This is a genomic window from Kitasatospora sp. NPDC030952 (genome assembly GCF_055571335.1).
In genome coordinates, this window is record NZ_JBVIFM010000011.1 from 70,215 (window position 1) to 85,956 (window position 15,742).

Below are 15,742 nucleotides of genomic sequence, written 5' to 3' on the forward strand. Positions count from 1 at the left end.
GCGGTGCGGCCAGAGCCGGCCCCGCGGACCAAAGCAGGCCCCCCACAGCGGAGTTGCCACATGACCAGGCGCACCCATGCCCTTCTCGCCGCCGCCCTCGCGGCGACCCTCACCCTCGGCCTCGGGGCCTGCAAGAACGACAAGAGCGACAGCGGCGCCGACGCGGCCCCCGGCAGCACCAAGGGGCCGGGCGCCGCGAGCGGCTCGGTCATCGGCGGCACCCCGGTCAAGGGCGGCACGCTCACCGTCCTGACCAACCAGGACTTCGCCCACCTCGACCCGGCCCGCAACTGGACCGTCCCGCACATGGACTTCGGCACCCGGCTGCTCTACCGCACCCTGACCACCTTCAAGGCCGAGCCGGGCGCGGCCGGCAGCGAGATCGTCCCGGACCTCGCCACCGACCTGGGCAAGTCCTCGGACGGCGGCAAGACCTGGACCTTCACCCTCAAGGACGGCCTCAAGTACGAGGACGGCAGCCCGATCCTGGCCGCCGACATCAAGTACAACGTGGAGCGCTCCTTCTCCCCGGACCTCACCGGCGGACCGGACTACGCGATCCAGTACCTGGCCGGCGGCGAGAAGTACAAGGGCCCGCTCACCGGCGAGCACCTGGCGAGCATCGAGACCCCGGACGCGAAGACGATCGTCTTCCACCTCAAGCGCCCGGTCGCCGAGTTCTCCGACACCGTCACCCTGCCGACCTTCTCCCCGGTGCCGCAGTCCCAGGAGAAGGGCACCCAGTACGACTCCCGGCCGTTCTCCTCCGGCCCGTACAAGATCGAGAGCTACGACCGGGGCAAGCAGCTGGTGCTGGTCCGCAACACCAGCTGGGACCAGGCCACCGACACCGTCCGCAAGGCCTACCCGGACCGGATCGTGGTCACCGAGGGCATCAAGGGCGGCCAGGCGGACGACCGGATCATCGCCAGCGAGGACGCCGACGCCAACGCCATCAACATGCCCTGGATGCAGCACGAGTCGGTCGCCAAGGTGCTGCCCAAGGCGGACGTCAAGGCCCGGATGGCGGCCGAACAGACCGGCTGCACCGACATGCTGTACCTGAACACCGCCAAGGCGCCCTTCGACGACCCGAAGGTGCGCGAGGCGATGATGTGGGCGGTCGACCGCGAGGCCCAGGTGACGGCCTTCGGCGGTCCGGCGATGGCCGACGTGGCGACCTCCTACCTCCCGCCCTCGCTGACCGGCGGGGCCAAGGCGGACCCGCTGAAGATCCCGGCGGCCGGCGACCCGGAGAAGGCCAAGGCCCTGCTCAAGGACGCGGGCAAGACCGACCTCAAGGTCGGGCTGACCGTCTCGCTCGGCGACAAGACCCGGGCCGAGGCGATCCAGCAGTCGCTGGGCAAGGTCGGGGTCCAGGTCACCGTCAACACCGTGGACCCGTCCGCCTTCACCGACACCCTCGGCGACACCAAGAACGCCCCCGAGCTGACCATCAACGGCTGGTGCCCGGACTACCCGTCCGCCGCGACCTTCCTGCCGTTCCTGTTCGACGGACGCACCATCAAGGAGAAGGGCAACCAGGGCAACTTCAGCCAGTTCCGGGACCAGGCCACGATGGACGAGATGGACCGGATCGCGGCCATGTCGGACGTCGACCAGGCCAACAAGGCCTGGCAGCAGCTGGACGAGGAGCTGCTGAAGAAGGCCCCGGCCGTCCCGCTGATGTGGCAGCGCCGCCCGCTGATGGTCGGCACCAACGTGGCGGGCGCGTTCGGCAGTTCGGGCTACGCCGGGATGATCGACCTGGCCGTGGTCGGCCTCAAGGACCCGGCCAAGGGCAAGGGCTGAGGATGACCGTCACCACTGAACCCGTCGCCGTGGCGGCGGGCCCCGCGGAAGCCGCCGGGGGCGGGCCCTGGCGCCGGGTGGGGCAGCAGCTGTGGGCCCGCGGTTCGGCCCGGTTCGGCCTGATCACGGTCGGCGTGCTGGTCCTGGCGGCCGCGCTGGCCGGCCCGCTCAGCTCGCTCGGCGGCTGGTCCCCCGAGGAGTTCGACAAGCGCGCCGTGGACGCCTACCTCGGCGGCATGCCCAGGGGCGACTTCGGCGGCATCAGCACCCGGCACTGGCTGGGCGTCGAGCCGATCACCGGCCGCGACCTGTTCGCCCGGGTGCTGCACGGCGGCCAGGTGTCGCTGCTGATCGCGTTCAGCGCGACCGCGGTCGTCGTGGTCACCGGCACGCTGGCCGGCGTCGCGGCGGGCTACTTCGGCGGCCGGACGGACGCCGTGCTGTCCCGGCTGATGGACCTCACGATGTCCTTCCCCTCGCTGATCTTCATGATCGCGATGATGTCGGTGGCCAAGGACGTCAACCGGATCCTGCTGATCACCCTGGTCATCGGCCTGTTCACCTGGCCCGGCATCGCCCGGGTGGTGCGCGGCCAGACCCTCTCGCTCAAGCACCGCGAGTACGTCGAGGCCGCCCGGGTCGGCGGCGCCCGCTCCTGGCGCATCCTCACCCGGGAGATCCTGCCGAACGTCTCCGGCCCGGTCATCGCGTACACCACGCTGCTGATCCCCGGCATGATCGCCACCGAGGCCGCGCTCAGCTACCTCGGCGTGGGCGTCCGCCCGCCGACCCCGTCCTGGGGGCAGATGATCGCCGAGAGCATCGTCCACTACGAGACCGACCCGACGTACTTCCTCATCCCGACGGCCTTCCTGTTCCTCGCCGTGCTCGCGTTCACCCTGCTCGGGGACGCCCTGCGCGACATCCTCGACCCCCGGGGAGCCCGGTCGTGATCCTCTACCTCGACCCTCGGGGAGCCCGGTCGTGATCCTCTACCTCGGCCGCCGACTGCTCGGCGTGGCGGGCATCCTGCTCGCCATCTGCGCCATCACCTTCACCATCTTCTACCTGCTGCCCAACGACCCGGCCGCGGCCGCCTGCGGCAAGACCTGCAGCCCCGAGCGGCTCGCCGACGTCAAGGCGGCGATGGGCCTGGACAAGCCGGTCTGGGAGCAGTTCACCGCCTACCTGAGCGGGATCTTCGCCGGCCGCGACTACGGCACCGGCCCCAGCGCCGTGCACTGCGGCTTCCCCTGCCTCGGCTACTCCTACGAGTACGGGCTGCCGGTCTGGGACCTCCTCACCGACCGGCTGCCGGTGTCGATCTCGCTGGCCATCGGCGCGGCCGTGCTCTGGCTGCTCCTGGGCCTCGGCGCGGGCGTCACCTCGGCGCTGCGCAAGGGCGGCCTCACCGACCGGACCCTGATGGTGCTCTCGGTCGGGGCCGCCTCGCTGCCGGTCTACTTCACCTCGATCATGCTGATCTGGGGCGTGGTCAGGACGGCCGGACTGCTGCCCTACCCCTCGTACCACGCGTTCACCGAGAACCCCGTGGCCTGGGCGTCCAACCTGCTGCTGCCGTGGATCGCGCTGGCCCTGCTGTACGCGGCCATGTACGCCCGGCAGAGCCGCAACTCGATGATCGAGGCGATGGCCGAGCCGTACATCCGCACCGCCCGCGCCAAGGGGCTGCCGGCCCGCACGGTGACCGTCAAGCACGGGCTGCGCTCCGCGACGACGCCGATCCTGACCATCTTGGGGATGGACCTCGGCGGGCTGCTGGCCGGCGCCGTCATCACCGAGTCGATCTTCGGCCTGCCCGGCGTCGGCCGGCTGTTCTACGACGGACTGGCCCGCTCCGACCAGCCCGTGATCCTCGGCGTCACCCTGCTCGCGGCCTTCTTCATCGTCGCGGCCAACCTGCTGGTCGACCTGCTCTACGCGTACGTCGACCCGAGAGTGAGGTACTGATGACCGGACTGCTGGAGGTCGAGGACCTCGGGGTCTCCTTCGACACCCCGCGCGGCACCGTCCGGGCCGTGGACGGCATCTCCTTCACCGTCGAGGCCGGGCGCACCCTCGGGCTGGTCGGCGAGTCCGGCAGCGGCAAGTCCGTCACCTCGCTGGCCGTCATGGGCCTGCACCGGGGCGCCGCCGTCACCGGCTCGATCCGGCTCGACGGGCAGGAGCTGAACGGCCTGGGGGAGCGGGAGTTGGGCACCGTCCGGGGACGGCGGATCGCGATGGTCTTCCAGGACCCGCTGTCCAGCCTGCACCCCTTCTACACCGTCGGCGAACAGATCGCCGAGCACTACCGGGTGCACTTCCGGGCGGGCCGCAAGGCCGGCCGGGCCAGGGCCGTCGAGATGCTCGCCGAGGTCGGCATCCCGGAACCGGCCCGCCGGGTCGACGAGTACCCGCACCAGTTCTCCGGCGGCATGCGCCAGCGCGTCATGATCGCCATGGCGCTCGCCTGCGAACCCGACCTGCTGATCGCCGACGAGCCCACCACCGCCCTGGACGTCACCGTCCAGGCGCAGATCCTCGACCTGATCGCCCGGATCCAGCAGGAGCGCGGCCTCGGCGTCGTGCTGATCACCCACGACCTGGGGGTGGTCGCCCGGGTCGCCCACGAGGTGCTGGTCATGTACGGCGGCCGGGCGGCCGAACAGGCCCCGGTGGAAAGGCTGTTCGCCGCACCGGCGCACCCGTACACCCGCGGCCTGCTGGACTCGCTGCCGCGCCTGGACGACACCGACGACGCCCCGCTGCGGGCCATCCCCGGCAGCCCGCCGTCGCTGCTCGCCCCAGCCCCCGGCTGTTCCTTCGCCCCGCGCTGCGCCCGCACCGGCACCGCGCCGGCCGAGGAGCACGCCCGCTGCCTGGCCGAGCGCCCCTCGCTCGGCCCGCTCGGTCCGGCCACGGCCGGCCACCGGGCCGCCTGCCACCTGCCACTGGTGCCGGAAGGAGCCGTCTGATGGCGGAACCACTGCTGTCCGTACGGGACTTGGTGAAGACCTTCGCCGGGCGGCGCAGCCGTACCGGCCGGCCCGGGGCGCCGGTGCGGGCGGTGGACGGGGTGAGCTTCGACCTCGGCGCGGGCGAGACCCTGGGCCTGGTCGGCGAGTCCGGCTGCGGCAAGTCCACCACCGGACGGATGATCGTCCGGCTGCTCGACCCCACCTCGGGCACCGTCACCTTCGACGGCACCGAGATCGGCGGCCTCTCCCAGGCCCGGCTGCGGCCGCACCGGCGGCACCTGCAGATGGTCTTCCAGGACCCGTACTCCTCGCTCAACCCCCGGCAGACGGTGGCCCGGATCATCTCCGAGCCGCTGCTGGTGCAGGGCGCGTCCGCCGCGGCGGCGCGCGGCCGGGCGGCCGAGCTGATGGAGCTGGTCGGGCTGATCCCCGAGCACCTCGACCGCTACCCGCACGAGTTCTCCGGCGGCCAGGCGCAGCGCATCGGGATCGCCCGGTCGCTGGCCACCTCGCCGAAGCTGGTGATCGCGGACGAGCCGGTCTCCGCGCTCGACGTCTCCGTCCAGGCCCAAGTGGTCAACCTGATGGAGCAGTTGCAGCGGGAGCTGGGCCTGGCGTACGTGTTCATCGCGCACGACCTCTCGGTGGTCAAGCGGGTCTGCGACCGGGTCGCGGTGATGTACCTGGGCCGGATCGTGGAGATCGGCGACAAGGCCGAGGTGTACGGCAGCCCGGCGCACCCGTACACCCGGGCGCTGCTGTCCGCCGTCCCGCTGCCGGACCCGGCGGCCGAGCGGGCCCGGGAGCGGATCGTGCTGCTCGGCGACCCGCCGAGCCCGGCCGACCCGCCCACCGGCTGCGGCTTCCACCCGCGCTGCCCCAAGGCGCAGGCGCGCTGCCGGACGGAGCGGCCGCTGCTGGAGGTGGTCGGTACCGGCGGGCGGCAGGCGGCCTGCCACTTCCCGGGCCAGGAGTCCTCCGGCTGATCCCGCCGGTCGCACCATGAGCCCCCGGTCGGGCGCGGCGGGGAACCTCACGAGGGCCGCGTCCGACCGGGTACCACCACCGCCGCCGCTGCTCCGCTCCTGCTGCTCCGCTACTGCTCCTCGGCGGGCAGCAGCAGCCGGGGCCCGGGCCCCTCGGTGGCGAGTTCGTCGCCCGGGTTGAGCACCCGGCAGCGGCGCAGCGACACGCAGCCGCAGCCGATGCAGCCGGTGAGTTCGTCCTCCAGGTGCTCCAACTCCGTCCGGCGGGCGCGTAGTTGCTCGGCCCAGCGGCGGGAGATCCGCTCCCAGTCGTGCTTGCCCGGCATCCGGTCCTCGGGCAGGCCGGTGAACACCTCGGCGACCTCGGAGAGCGGGATGCCGAGCCGTTTGGCGACCAGGATGAGCGAGATCCGGCGCAGCACGTGCCGCCGGTAGCGGCGCTGGTTGCCCGCCGAGCGCTCGGAGGAGATCAGGCCCTGCTCCTCGTAGAAGCGCACGGCGGAGGTGGCGATCCCGGCGCGCCGGGCCACCTCGCCGACGCTGAGCAGGTCGACGGGTGCGGTTCCGGCCATGGTCACCACTCCTGGGCTTCAAGCTCTGTTGAAGTTCCAGCTTATCGGACGTGACCGGATCCTCTGCCGTCGAGACCGCCAGGACCGTTGCCGGTCAGCCAAGTTGCTCACCGCAGCCGCCGATCGCGGGGGCCTCGGGCGGGTGGCGCAAGCCGGCCCCGGATCCCTTTCGTCGGGGGGATCCGGGGCCTTCGCTCCGTCCGGGGTCAGTGCACGGTGTACTCCACCGTCACGCTGATCACGACCAGCACCGCGTAGACCACTGCCAGGGTGGTCCGCCCGCTGGCATGCAGCGCGAGCGCCCCGGTGAGCAGGGCGAGCAGCTTGAGCACGATCTCCACGCCGAGCGGTTGGCGGAACGTCGGCCCGCCGGCGGCCAGGAACAGGCCCCAGAAGGTGGCCGCCAGGGCCGGGGCGCCGAGGCCCAGCAGCAGCCGGGTGGCCAGGCTGGAGCCGGTCTTGAACCCCCAGTAGCAGAGCGAGGCCAGCAGGGCGAGCTCCAGCCCGAAGGCCAGCCCCGCGTTGGTCGCGGTCAGCGGGGTCCACTGTCGCCGGCCGACCGGTTCCGGTCTTGCGATCTTCATTCCGTGCTCTCCCCGTTCGCGGTGCCGCCCGGGGCCGGGCGGCGGTCACGCGGAGTTTCCCAGTCCGGCGCGCGGGAACTCAACGGATCGGCCCGAAGCCGTGTACGGGACGGGGGCCGGACCGTAGCCTGACCATGAAATGTCACACATCACCAGTCCCGTCACCATCACCAGAGGGAGTACCGCCGTGGTCGATGACCTGAGCACCGCCGAACCCCCGGCCCCGCTGCCCGCCGCCGAGGGCCTGTTCAGCGTCTCGCCGCAGGCCGCGCACCTCAACCACGGCTCGTACGGCGCCGTGCCGCTGCCGGTGCAGCGGGTGCAGGAGGCGCTGCGGACCGAACAGGAGCTGGATCCGGACCTCTTCTTCGCCGACCTGCCCGCCCGGATCGCCGGGGCCCGGGAACGGATCGCAGCCGAGCTGGCCACCGACCCGGACCGGCTGGCGCTGGTCGCCAACGTGACCGAGGCGGTGGCGATCGCCCTGGACAGCATCCCGTTCGCCCCCGGTGACCGGATCCTGGTCACCGACCACGGCTACGGCGCCGTCACCGAGGCCGTGGCCCGCCGGGCCGCCGAGACCGGCGCCGAACTGGTGGTGGCCGAGGTGCCGGTGGACGCCCCGGACGAGCGGGCCGTCCGGGAGGCGGTGCTCGCGGCCGTGGACGGGCGCACCACCGTCGCCGTCCTGGACCGGATCACCTCGCTCACCGCCCGGACCGTGGCCTCCCCGGAGCTGGTCGCCGAGCTGCGCGGGCGCGGGGTGACCACCCTGGTGGACGGCGCCCACGCGCCCGGCATGCTGGCCGAACCGGTCGACCCCGACGCCGACTTCTGGTTCGGCAACCTGCACAAGTGGGCCTTCGCCCCGCGCGCCACCGGCGTGCTGTCCGTCCGCCCCGAGTGGACGGCCCGGGTGCGCCCGCTCGCGCTGTCCTGGGAGCACCACCGGGGCTTCCCGGCCAACGTCGAGTGGCGTGGCACCGGCGACTACACCCCGTGGCTGGCCGCCCCGGCCGGCTTCGAGCTGCTGCGCGAGCTGGGCCACCGGGCGGTCGCCGCGCACAACGCCGCGCTCGCCGCGTACGGCCAGCGGGTGCTGGTGGAGCGGGTGGGCCTGCGGCCGCTGCCCGCGACGCCCGGGGTGTGGATGCGCACCGTACGGCTGCCGGAGGGCCGGGCCGACTCCGACACGTCGTCCCGCGCGCTGGTGGCCGAGCTGTGGCGGCGGCACCGCGTCCGGGTCGCGGTCCGGCCGGGGCCCGACGGCGGGGTGCTGCGGGTCAGCGGCCAGCTGTACAACCGGGCGGCGGACTACGAGCGGCTGGCCGAGGGGCTGGTGGAGCTGCTGAAGGAGTAGCGGCGCCTCAAGGCCCGTCCGCCGGACCTGTGTCGCCCGCCGCGCGCAGCTCGGCGAGCAGCCCGTCCCGGTCGGCGAGCAGCCCGGTGAGGATCCGCCGGGCTGCTCGCAGCAGGTCGGCGACGTCGCCGCCGGCCAGCGCGTAGACCACCGTGCTGCCGTCCCGGGTGGCGGTGACGATGCCGGACCGGCGCAGCACCGCGAGCTGCTGGGACAGGCTGGAGGGTTCGACCTCCAGCTCGGCGAGCAGGCAGCGGACGGGTTTCGGTCCGGCCTGGAGCAGCTCCAGCACCCGGATCCGGACGGGATGGCCGAGCATCCGGAAGAACTCGGCCTTGGCCTGGTAGACGGCTACCGTCACGCGGCCCCCCTTTCCTGTGTCGTCCCCGTGTCGGTCCCCGTGTCGTCCCCCGTGGCGGCGGGCTCAGATCTCCAGCGAGAGCTCGATCTGCTTGAGCCGGTGGCGGGCCATCGCCAGGTTGGACCGGTTGCGGTGGAGCACCAGGAAGAGGAACAGCCCGCGCCCGCTGGGCGTCGTGATCGGCCGGACCATGTGGTACTGGTGGGTCAGCGTGATCAGGATGTCCTCGATCTCGTTGTCGAGCAGGTTGAGCGCCTCCATCGCCCGCATCTTGGCGCGGACCACGTCGGTGTTCCCGGCCGCGGCGACGTTGAGGTCCAGCTCGCCGCCGTCGCCGAGGGTGCCGAGGGCCATGCCGCTGCCGTAGTCGACCAGGGCGACGCCGATCGCGCCGTCGATCGACATGGCGTCCTTGAGGGACGTCTCCAGGTTCGCCATCGTGGCGGTCCTCCCGTGAGTTGGTGGCTGTGGCTCCCGAAGGTAGGCAGCAACTCCCGCACTCCACCGCAGATGACCGCAGACGTCCGGATCTGATCCACTCCTGATCACTTGAAGACATTTGCAACTATGGATGTGGGAGAGGAGTGATCTCCTCGCGCGGAAAACGGTGCTATCGATGTCACTCCACCCGGGTAACCTCTCGCTGAGATGCGAGATCACACCAACCACACCCGGACGGCGATGAACACCCCCGATCCAGAGCCCCAGGACGACCAGGAGCTCAGCCCCGCCGAGGCGTACGCGGCCAGCCGTCGCCGGGCCCAGGAGCAGGCCACCGCCCTGTACGGCTTCCAGCAGCTCTACGACTTCCCGCTGGACGACTTCCAGCTGGAGGCCTGCGAGACGCTGGAGGCCGGCTCAGGGGTCCTGGTCGCCGCGCCCACCGGCTCCGGGAAGACCATCGTCGGCGAGTTCGCCGTGCACCTGGCCCTCCAGGCCGGCCGCAAGTGCTTCTACACCACGCCGATCAAGGCGCTCTCCAACCAGAAGTACGGAGACCTGGTCAAGCGCTACGGCGCCGCCAAGGTCGGCCTGCTCACCGGCGACAACACCGTCAACGGTGACGCCCCCGTGGTGGTCATGACCACCGAGGTGCTGCGCAACATGCTCTACGCGGGCTCCAGCACCCTCGACGGCCTCGGCTACGTCGTCATGGACGAGGTGCACTACCTCGCCGACCGCTTCCGCGGCGCCGTCTGGGAGGAGGTCATCATCCACCTCCCCGAGTCGGTCACCCTCGTCTCGCTCTCCGCGACCGTCTCCAACGCCGAGGAGTTCGGCGACTGGCTGGACACCGTCCGCGGCGGTACCAAGGTCATCGTCTCCGAGACCCGCCCGGTGCCGCTGTGGCAGCACGTGATGGCCGGCAACCGGATGTACGACCTGTTCGCCGACCCCGACCGGGACGGCCGCCCCAAGGCGGGCCCGCGCCACCCCGGCAAGCTGGTCAACCCCGAACTCGTCCGGCTCGCCCGCTCCGAACTCGACCGCAACCCGCGCGACCGCTTCGGCCGCGGCCGGGGCCGCTCCATGCCCAACGGCCGCCCCGGGCGGGTCTGGACCCCGGGCCGGGTCGACGTCATCGACCGGCTCGACGCCGAGGGGCTGCTGCCCGCGATCACCTTCATCTTCAGCCGGGCCGGCTGCGAGGCCGCCGTCCAGCAGTGCCTCAGCTCCGGGCTGCGGCTCAACAAGGACTCCGACCGCGCCCTGGTCCGGGCCATCGTCGAGGAGCGCTGCGCCGACATCCCCGACGAGGACCTGCACGTCCTCGGCTACTTCGAGTGGCTGGACGGGCTGGAGCGCGGCATCGCCGCCCACCACGCCGGGATGCTGCCCCGGTTCAAGGAGGTCGTCGAGGAGCTCTTCGTGAAGGGCCTGGTCAAGGCCGTCTTCGCGACCGAGACCCTGGCGCTCGGCATCAACATGCCCGCCCGCTCGGTGGTCATGGAGAAGCTGGTCAAGTGGAACGGCGAGACCCACGCCGACATCACCCCCGGCGAGTACACCCAGCTCACCGGCCGGGCCGGGCGGCGCGGCATCGACGTCGAGGGCCACGCCGTGGTGCTCTGGCAGCGCGGTCTCGACCCGGAGGCGCTGGCCGGCCTGGCCGGCACCCGTACGTACCCGCTGAAGTCCTCGTTCCGGCCCTCGTACAACATGGCCGTCAACCTGGTCTCCCAGTTCGGCCGGCACCGCTCCCGCGAACTGCTGGAGACCTCCTTCGCCCAGTTCCAGGCGGACCGCTCGGTCGTCGGCATCGCCCGCCAGGTGCAGCGCAACGAGGAGGGGCTGGACGGCTACCGCGAGTCGATGACCTGCCACCTCGGCGACTTCGACGAGTACATGGAGCTGCGCCGCCGGCTCAAGGACCGCGAGAACGAACTGGCCCGCGAGGGCACCAGCCAGCGCCGCGCCGCCGCCGTCGAGTCCATCGAGCAGCTCAAGCCGGGCGACGTCATCCACGTCCCCACCGGCAAGTTCGCCGGCCTCGCCCTGGTCCTCGACCCGGGCCTGCCGCCGGTCAGCCGCTCCGGCCGGGGCGGCCCGCGCCACCCCGACTACCAGGACGGCCCGCGCCCGGTGGTGCTCACCGCCGAACGGCAGGTCAAGCGGCTCGCGATGATCGACTTCCCGTACCCCGTCGTCGCCGTCGAGCGGGTGCGCATCCCCAAGTCCTTCAACCCGCGCAGCCCCCAGTCCCGCCGCGACCTCGCCTCCGCCCTGCGCACCAAGGCCGGCCACCTCGAACCCGAGCGGTTCCGGCGCGGCCGCGCGGCCGCCGCCGACGACCCGGAGATCACCCGGCTGCGCACCGAACTGCGCCAGCACCCGTGCCACGGCTGCTCCGACCGCGAGGACCACGCCCGCTGGGCCGAGCGCTACCACCGGCTGCACCGCGACACCGAACTGCTCGAACGCCGGATGCGCTCCCGCACCCACACCATCGCCCGCACCTTCGACCGGGTCTGCGGCCTGCTCACCGACCTCGGCTACCTCCAGGGCGACACCGTCACCGACGACGGCAAGCGCCTCGGCCGGCTCTACGGCGAACTCGACCTGCTCGCCTCCGAGTGCATCCGCGAGGGCGTCTGGAGCGGCCTCGCCGCCGCCGAACTCGCAGCCTGTGCTTCGGCGTTGGTCTACGAGTCGCGCCAGTCCGACGACGCCGGCGCCCCCCGGGTGCCGGAGGGCGCGGCCAAGGACGCGCTCGGCAAGATGGTCCGGATCTGGGGCCATCTGGACGCCCTGGAGGAGCAGCACCGGATCAACACCGCCGAGGGCGTCGGCCAGCGCGAACCCGACCTCGGCTTCGCCTGGGCCGCCTACCGCTGGGCCCTCGGCCACAGCCTCGACCAGGTCCTGCGCGACGCCGACATGCCGGCCGGCGACTTCGTCCGCTGGACCAAGCAGCTGATCGACGTCCTCGGCCAGATCCAGGACGCGGCCGGCGGGGACGCCGAACTCCGCAAGACCGCCCGCAAGGCCGTCGACGGCCTGCGCCGCGGCATCATCGCCTACTCCTCGGTGGGCTGAGCTTCCTGGCGATGATTGGGGTGGGAGCCGCCAAGCCTTCGGCGTTGGCGGCTCGCAGGAGAGGGGGGGGAGGGGGGGGGGGGGGGGGGGGGGGGGGTTTTGGGTGTCGTCCCCCCCCACCCCCCACCCCCCCCCCCCCACCCCCCACCCCCCCCCCCCCACCCCCCCACCCCCCCACCCCCCCTGTGTATCGACCGGCGATGCACAGGACGTCGGCCGGGCCGACGTCCTGTGCAAAAGTAGAGGGAACCGACTTCCTGCGCAGAACGGTTAGGGGCGGGTGATCTTGACGAGTGATGCCGGTCTTCGAGGGCCTCGAAGACCGGCATCAGGCCGTGCCGCTGTGGTTTCTGTCCTTCGGCTGCACGTTCCAGGGCGGGGAGTTGGACTGCGACGTTTGACCTTCGGCGGCCTCGCTCGACCCGAGCGAGGCCGCCGATCGCAACTCCTCTGTCACATCTCCAGGTCGCCTGCTTTTAGACGCTCTGGGTGGAAGAGTCACGCGGCGGGTGCCGCCTCGCGGCCCCGACGGGTCCGGCGGTGGAAGATCTCGGCGAAGGTCCGGTGCCAGCCGTCGGGGTCGATGTAGTGCATGGCGATCATGGCGGCGATGACAGCGCCGGTCAGGTCGTTCTGCACCTCGGCCCAAGTGTGGTCGTCAGCGCAGGTGGTGAGTCCCTTGAGGCCGTGCAGGGCGTGCATGGCCTCGCCCGCTTCCTCGCCGACCTTGCCGACCTGCAAGGCCTTCAGTTCCTCCGGCGGCAGGCCGGAGCCGGCGGCACGGCACACGGCCGACAGGTTCTCGATCGCGGCGAAGAGATCTTCCATCGTGGTGTTCCTCTCGGGTCTACCTGGTGGGTTGCGGCCGGCCGAGCTGGTGGACGGCCCATCCGTTGGTGCGCCACTGGTCGGCGTCCAGGATGTTTCGCAGGTCGATGACCAGCGGGTTGTTCATCAGCGGCCGGAGCTCGGCGGGGTCGGCGTCGCGGAACTGCGGCCACTCCGTTCCGATCACGACCGCGTCCGCCTGCCGACAGGCATCGGCGATGGTGTCGGCGTAGTCGAGTTCCGGGTGCCGAACGATCGCCGTGTCGTTCGCGTGCGGGTCGTGAACCGTGACCTGTGCGCCTCGGGTGTGCAGCAGTGACGCCAGCGCGAGCGCCGGGGACTCCCGGACGTCGTTGGTGCCGGCCTTGAAGGAGGCGCCCCACATGGCGACCCGCGCGCCGTACAAGGGCCGCTGCAGGTGTTCTTCGATCAGGTCGGCGGCGGAGCGCGGCCGGTTCTCGTTGATCCGCTCGGCCGCGCGCAGCAGTTCGGCGGCATCGTCGGCGCCGAGGTGGGCGGCGGAGGCGGTGAACGCGCGCACGTCCTTCGGCAGGCACCCGCCGCCGTAGCCGATCCCCGGCTGCATGCCGCCGGCGCCGATGCGGGGGTCCATGCCGAGGGCCTGCACCAGGGTGATCACGTCCGCGCCGGCGGCGGTGCACATGTCCGCGACGGCGTTGATGAACGAGACCTTGAGACCGAGGAAGGTGTTCGCGGCTCCCTTGATCAGCTCGGCCGTCTCAGGAGTGGTGACGAACAGCGGGCAGCCGTCGGCGAGGATCGGGGCGAACACCTCGCGGACGACGGCCTCGGCGCTCGGGCTGGTGAGGCCGGCTACAAGCCGGTCCGGGCGCAGGGTGTCGTCGACGGCGTGGCCTTCGCGCAGGAACTCCGGGTTCCACACGACGTGGACGGCTTCACCGACGGGGGCGAGGCGCTGCACGAGCCGGGTCAGGCGGGCGGTGGTGCCGACGGTGACGGTGGACTTCCCGATGATCGTGCACGGCCGCGTCAGGTGCGGCGCGAGCGCGCGGGCGACTCCGAAGACCTGCCCGGGGTCGTAGGAGCGGCCGTCGGCGTCGATCGGGGTTCCGACAGCGAGGAAGTGCACGTCGGCGAACGCGGCGGCCTCGGCGATGCCGGTCGTGAACCGCAACTGCCCGGAGGTGGTGTGCTTGATAAGCAGTTCGGGCAGCCCGGCTTCGAAGATCGGGGCTTCGCCCTGGTTGAGCCGGTCGACCTTGGCGGCGTCGACGTCGACGCCCAGGACTTCGTGCCCGAGGTGGGCCATCCCGGCGGCGTGGGGGATACCGAGGTGGCCGCAGCCGATCACGGAGACGCGCATCATGGTCCTTGTCGAAGTGGAGTGGTCGCGATGGCGCACGGGCGTGCGCCATCGCGACGCTACCCTCAATAACTCCCCGTCCCAGCCGAGAAAATGACGTGCCGTCACATAGCGATGTTCAGCAGTTCACACAGCCTGAGCAGGGCCGGGATCGCGGCTTGCCGCACGACCACATCGCCGGTGCGGGCTCCCTCGATCGGGTAGGACTTGAAAGTGCCGTTCTCCACCAGCCCTTCGGGGTCCACATAGAAGATGCGCATCCCCTTCCCCCGGGCGCGTTGCTGGACCGCGCGCCGGTCGGCGTGCAGGCCGACGACCAGCAGGGACCGCGCTTCGGGCAGTAGCGGCACCGGGGGAATCTTCTGGTCGTAGCGGCGCACGAAGACCTCGGGCAGCCCGGCCCGCGCGGAGAGGGTGTCGAAGTTGTGCGTGATCACGGGGCCGACCAGGTGTCCGGCGGTGTGCAGGGCTTTGAGTGCGCGATGCGCGGCCGTCGGCTCGGCGACGAAGCACGTGCGAAACATGCTGACCAGATCGGGCGCCTTGGTGCCCGCGCTGAGCAGCATCTCGGGCACCAGCGTGTCGGCTGCGGGACTGAGGGTGAAGGCGTGCGACTGCGTCAGGGCGTTGTCGTGGCGGTCGGTGACCCGATACACCTCGTGCAGGTGGTGCAGCGGTGGGATACCGGCTTCGATGGACGTGCCGCAGCCGACCTCGACCTGAAACGGCAGGAAGTCCAGGATCGGCGTGAGATCGGGTGCGACCGTAGGTTCTCCGCGCTGATCCTTGACCCGCATGCCGCCCGCGAGGACGTCCCACGGCAGATTTCGCACGGTCCGCTGGACTTTGAAGTCCTCCGAGATGAAACACAGGTCGACTGACCGGAAGCCCGCCGGGGTGAGACGTCCGGCGCGCTCGTCCTGCGGGTGGTCGTCGTAATCGGCGACGCTGACGCGCAGGTCACCCTTTGCCCACATGCCATCGCTCTTCGAGCGCCAGCCGCCTTGATCTAGCCACACGCCGATCTGCCGCAGGTACGCAGCGATCTCGCCGACGGGGGCGGTGACGGAGTGGAACAGATACAGGTCCGACAGGACCAGGCGCGGGACGGGGAACGTGTAGTCGAGCCCGTACTGGTAGCGGTAGTGGACGACCCGGCGGCGCCCGGCGTTGTCCACCGACCAGCCGGACTGTGCCGCGTTCGCGGCATCCTGCGTGCGGCGCCAAATTCCCTCCTCGATGGAGCGGGGGCGCTCGTGGCCATCGCCGGCGAAGTGCTGTTCCCAGCTCTTGACCTGCGCGTCGGTCAACTGCTCGATCACGGGATAGGGCAGGAACACGGCCGTCTCCTTCGGGTGGTGTTCGCGATCAGGATG

Annotated in this window: 14 protein-coding genes; 7 read left to right on the forward strand and 7 right to left on the reverse strand. The window is 71.7% G+C overall.

Annotation, left to right across the window (positions count from 1 at the left end; genetic code table 11):
* The first annotated feature begins 60 nt into the window (after positions 1-60).
* Genes ACZ47G_RS20370 through ACZ47G_RS20390 form a run of 5 tightly spaced genes read left to right on the forward strand, consistent with a single transcriptional unit; the run spans position 61 to position 5,779 of the window.
* Positions 61-1,812, forward strand: coding sequence for an ABC transporter substrate-binding protein (locus tag ACZ47G_RS20370; protein ID WP_465744525.1), 1,752 nt, complete (start codon positions 61-63; stop codon positions 1,810-1,812).
* A 2-nt stretch (positions 1,813-1,814) separates the two neighbouring features.
* On the forward strand, positions 1,815-2,765 hold the full coding sequence (locus tag ACZ47G_RS20375; RefSeq protein ID WP_465744527.1) for an ABC transporter permease: 951 nt from the start codon (positions 1,815-1,817) through the stop codon (positions 2,763-2,765).
* Between the two features lie 31 nt (positions 2,766-2,796).
* Positions 2,797-3,783 carry an ABC transporter permease gene (locus tag ACZ47G_RS20380; protein WP_465744529.1) on the forward strand — a complete coding sequence of 329 codons (987 nt, stop codon included), beginning with the start codon at positions 2,797-2,799 and terminating at the stop codon, positions 3,781-3,783.
* Positions 3,783-4,790 carry an ABC transporter ATP-binding protein gene (locus ACZ47G_RS20385; RefSeq protein ID WP_465744531.1) on the forward strand — a complete coding sequence of 336 codons (1,008 nt, stop codon included), beginning with the start codon at positions 3,783-3,785 and terminating at the stop codon, positions 4,788-4,790. The genes ACZ47G_RS20380 and ACZ47G_RS20385 overlap by 1 nt, the downstream gene beginning before the upstream one ends.
* A complete protein-coding gene (locus ACZ47G_RS20390) occupies positions 4,790-5,779 on the forward strand; it encodes an ABC transporter ATP-binding protein (protein ID WP_465744533.1) in 990 nt (329 codons plus the stop codon). The genes ACZ47G_RS20385 and ACZ47G_RS20390 overlap by 1 nt, the downstream gene beginning before the upstream one ends.
* A 110-nt stretch (positions 5,780-5,889) precedes the next feature.
* Here the strand turns inward: ACZ47G_RS20390 and soxR are convergent, their stop codons facing one another.
* Together soxR and ACZ47G_RS20400 are read right to left on the reverse strand one after the other, a co-directional pair.
* The gene (soxR, locus tag ACZ47G_RS20395; protein ID WP_465744535.1) at positions 5,890-6,351 is read right to left on the reverse strand and encodes a redox-sensitive transcriptional activator SoxR; all 462 of its coding nucleotides are present in this window, start codon (positions 6,349-6,351) and stop codon (positions 5,890-5,892) included.
* A 206-nt stretch (positions 6,352-6,557) separates the two neighbouring features.
* Positions 6,558-6,935, reverse strand: a complete 378-nt coding sequence (locus tag ACZ47G_RS20400; RefSeq protein WP_465744537.1) for a YrdB family protein — start codon at positions 6,933-6,935, stop codon at positions 6,558-6,560.
* Positions 6,936-7,122: 187 nt separating this feature from the next.
* Between ACZ47G_RS20400 and ACZ47G_RS20405 the strand changes: the two genes are divergently transcribed.
* Entirely contained in the window at positions 7,123-8,295 is a 1,173-nt protein-coding gene (locus ACZ47G_RS20405; protein WP_465744539.1) for an aminotransferase class V-fold PLP-dependent enzyme, read from the forward strand.
* Between the two features lie 7 nt (positions 8,296-8,302).
* Here ACZ47G_RS20405 and ACZ47G_RS20410 read toward each other — a convergent pair whose 3' ends face one another.
* Together ACZ47G_RS20410 and ACZ47G_RS20415 are read right to left on the reverse strand one after the other, a co-directional pair.
* The gene (locus ACZ47G_RS20410) at positions 8,303-8,656 is read right to left on the reverse strand and encodes an ArsR/SmtB family transcription factor (protein WP_465744541.1); all 354 of its coding nucleotides are present in this window, start codon (positions 8,654-8,656) and stop codon (positions 8,303-8,305) included.
* Between the two features lie 63 nt (positions 8,657-8,719).
* The gene (locus tag ACZ47G_RS20415) at positions 8,720-9,094 is read right to left on the reverse strand and encodes a hypothetical protein (protein ID WP_188309638.1); all 375 of its coding nucleotides are present in this window, start codon (positions 9,092-9,094) and stop codon (positions 8,720-8,722) included.
* A gap of 243 nt (positions 9,095-9,337) precedes the next feature.
* Here ACZ47G_RS20415 and ACZ47G_RS20420 point away from each other — a divergent pair, with 243 nt between their 5' ends.
* Positions 9,338-12,193, forward strand: coding sequence for a DEAD/DEAH box helicase (locus ACZ47G_RS20420; protein WP_465744827.1), 2,856 nt, complete (start codon positions 9,338-9,340; stop codon positions 12,191-12,193).
* A 498-nt stretch (positions 12,194-12,691) separates the two neighbouring features.
* On the opposite strand, the gene ACZ47G_RS20425 is transcribed toward ACZ47G_RS20420, so the two are convergent.
* The 3 genes from ACZ47G_RS20425 to ACZ47G_RS20435 all read right to left on the reverse strand — a co-directional run bounded on the left by ACZ47G_RS20425 (position 12,692) and on the right by ACZ47G_RS20435 (position 15,706).
* Positions 12,692-13,021, reverse strand: coding sequence for a MazG-like family protein (locus ACZ47G_RS20425; protein WP_465744543.1), 330 nt, complete (start codon positions 13,019-13,021; stop codon positions 12,692-12,694).
* 19 nt (positions 13,022-13,040) lie between these two features.
* The gene (locus tag ACZ47G_RS20430) at positions 13,041-14,366 is read right to left on the reverse strand and encodes a UDP-glucose dehydrogenase family protein (RefSeq protein WP_465744545.1); all 1,326 of its coding nucleotides are present in this window, start codon (positions 14,364-14,366) and stop codon (positions 13,041-13,043) included.
* Positions 14,367-14,470: 104 nt separating this feature from the next.
* Positions 14,471-15,706: an SIR2 family protein gene (locus ACZ47G_RS20435; protein ID WP_465744547.1), complete on the reverse strand. Its 1,236-nt coding sequence runs from the start codon at positions 15,704-15,706 to the stop codon at positions 14,471-14,473.
* Between the last annotated feature and the right edge of the window lie 36 nt (positions 15,707-15,742).

What these genes read in the sequence shown, in the direction of transcription:
- ACZ47G_RS20420 (WP_465744827.1), top strand. Translation starts at nt 9,338, where the DNA reads ATGAACACCCCCGATCCAGAGCCCCAGGACGACCAGGAGCTCAGCCCC.
- soxR (WP_465744535.1), bottom strand. Translation starts at nt 6,351, where the DNA reads ATGGCCGGAACCGCACCCGTCGACCTGCTCAGCGTCGGCGAGGTGGCC.
- ACZ47G_RS20370 (WP_465744525.1), top strand. Translation starts at nt 61, where the DNA reads ATGACCAGGCGCACCCATGCCCTTCTCGCCGCCGCCCTCGCGGCGACC.
- ACZ47G_RS20415 (WP_188309638.1), bottom strand. Translation starts at nt 9,094, where the DNA reads ATGGCGAACCTGGAGACGTCCCTCAAGGACGCCATGTCGATCGACGGC.
- ACZ47G_RS20375 (WP_465744527.1), top strand. Translation starts at nt 1,815, where the DNA reads ATGACCGTCACCACTGAACCCGTCGCCGTGGCGGCGGGCCCCGCGGAA.
- ACZ47G_RS20390 (WP_465744533.1), top strand. Translation starts at nt 4,790, where the DNA reads ATGGCGGAACCACTGCTGTCCGTACGGGACTTGGTGAAGACCTTCGCC.
- ACZ47G_RS20385 (WP_465744531.1), top strand. Translation starts at nt 3,783, where the DNA reads ATGACCGGACTGCTGGAGGTCGAGGACCTCGGGGTCTCCTTCGACACC.
- ACZ47G_RS20425 (WP_465744543.1), bottom strand. Translation starts at nt 13,021, where the DNA reads ATGGAAGATCTCTTCGCCGCGATCGAGAACCTGTCGGCCGTGTGCCGT.
- ACZ47G_RS20400 (WP_465744537.1), bottom strand. Translation starts at nt 6,935, where the DNA reads ATGAAGATCGCAAGACCGGAACCGGTCGGCCGGCGACAGTGGACCCCG.
- ACZ47G_RS20430 (WP_465744545.1), bottom strand. Translation starts at nt 14,366, where the DNA reads ATGCGCGTCTCCGTGATCGGCTGCGGCCACCTCGGTATCCCCCACGCC.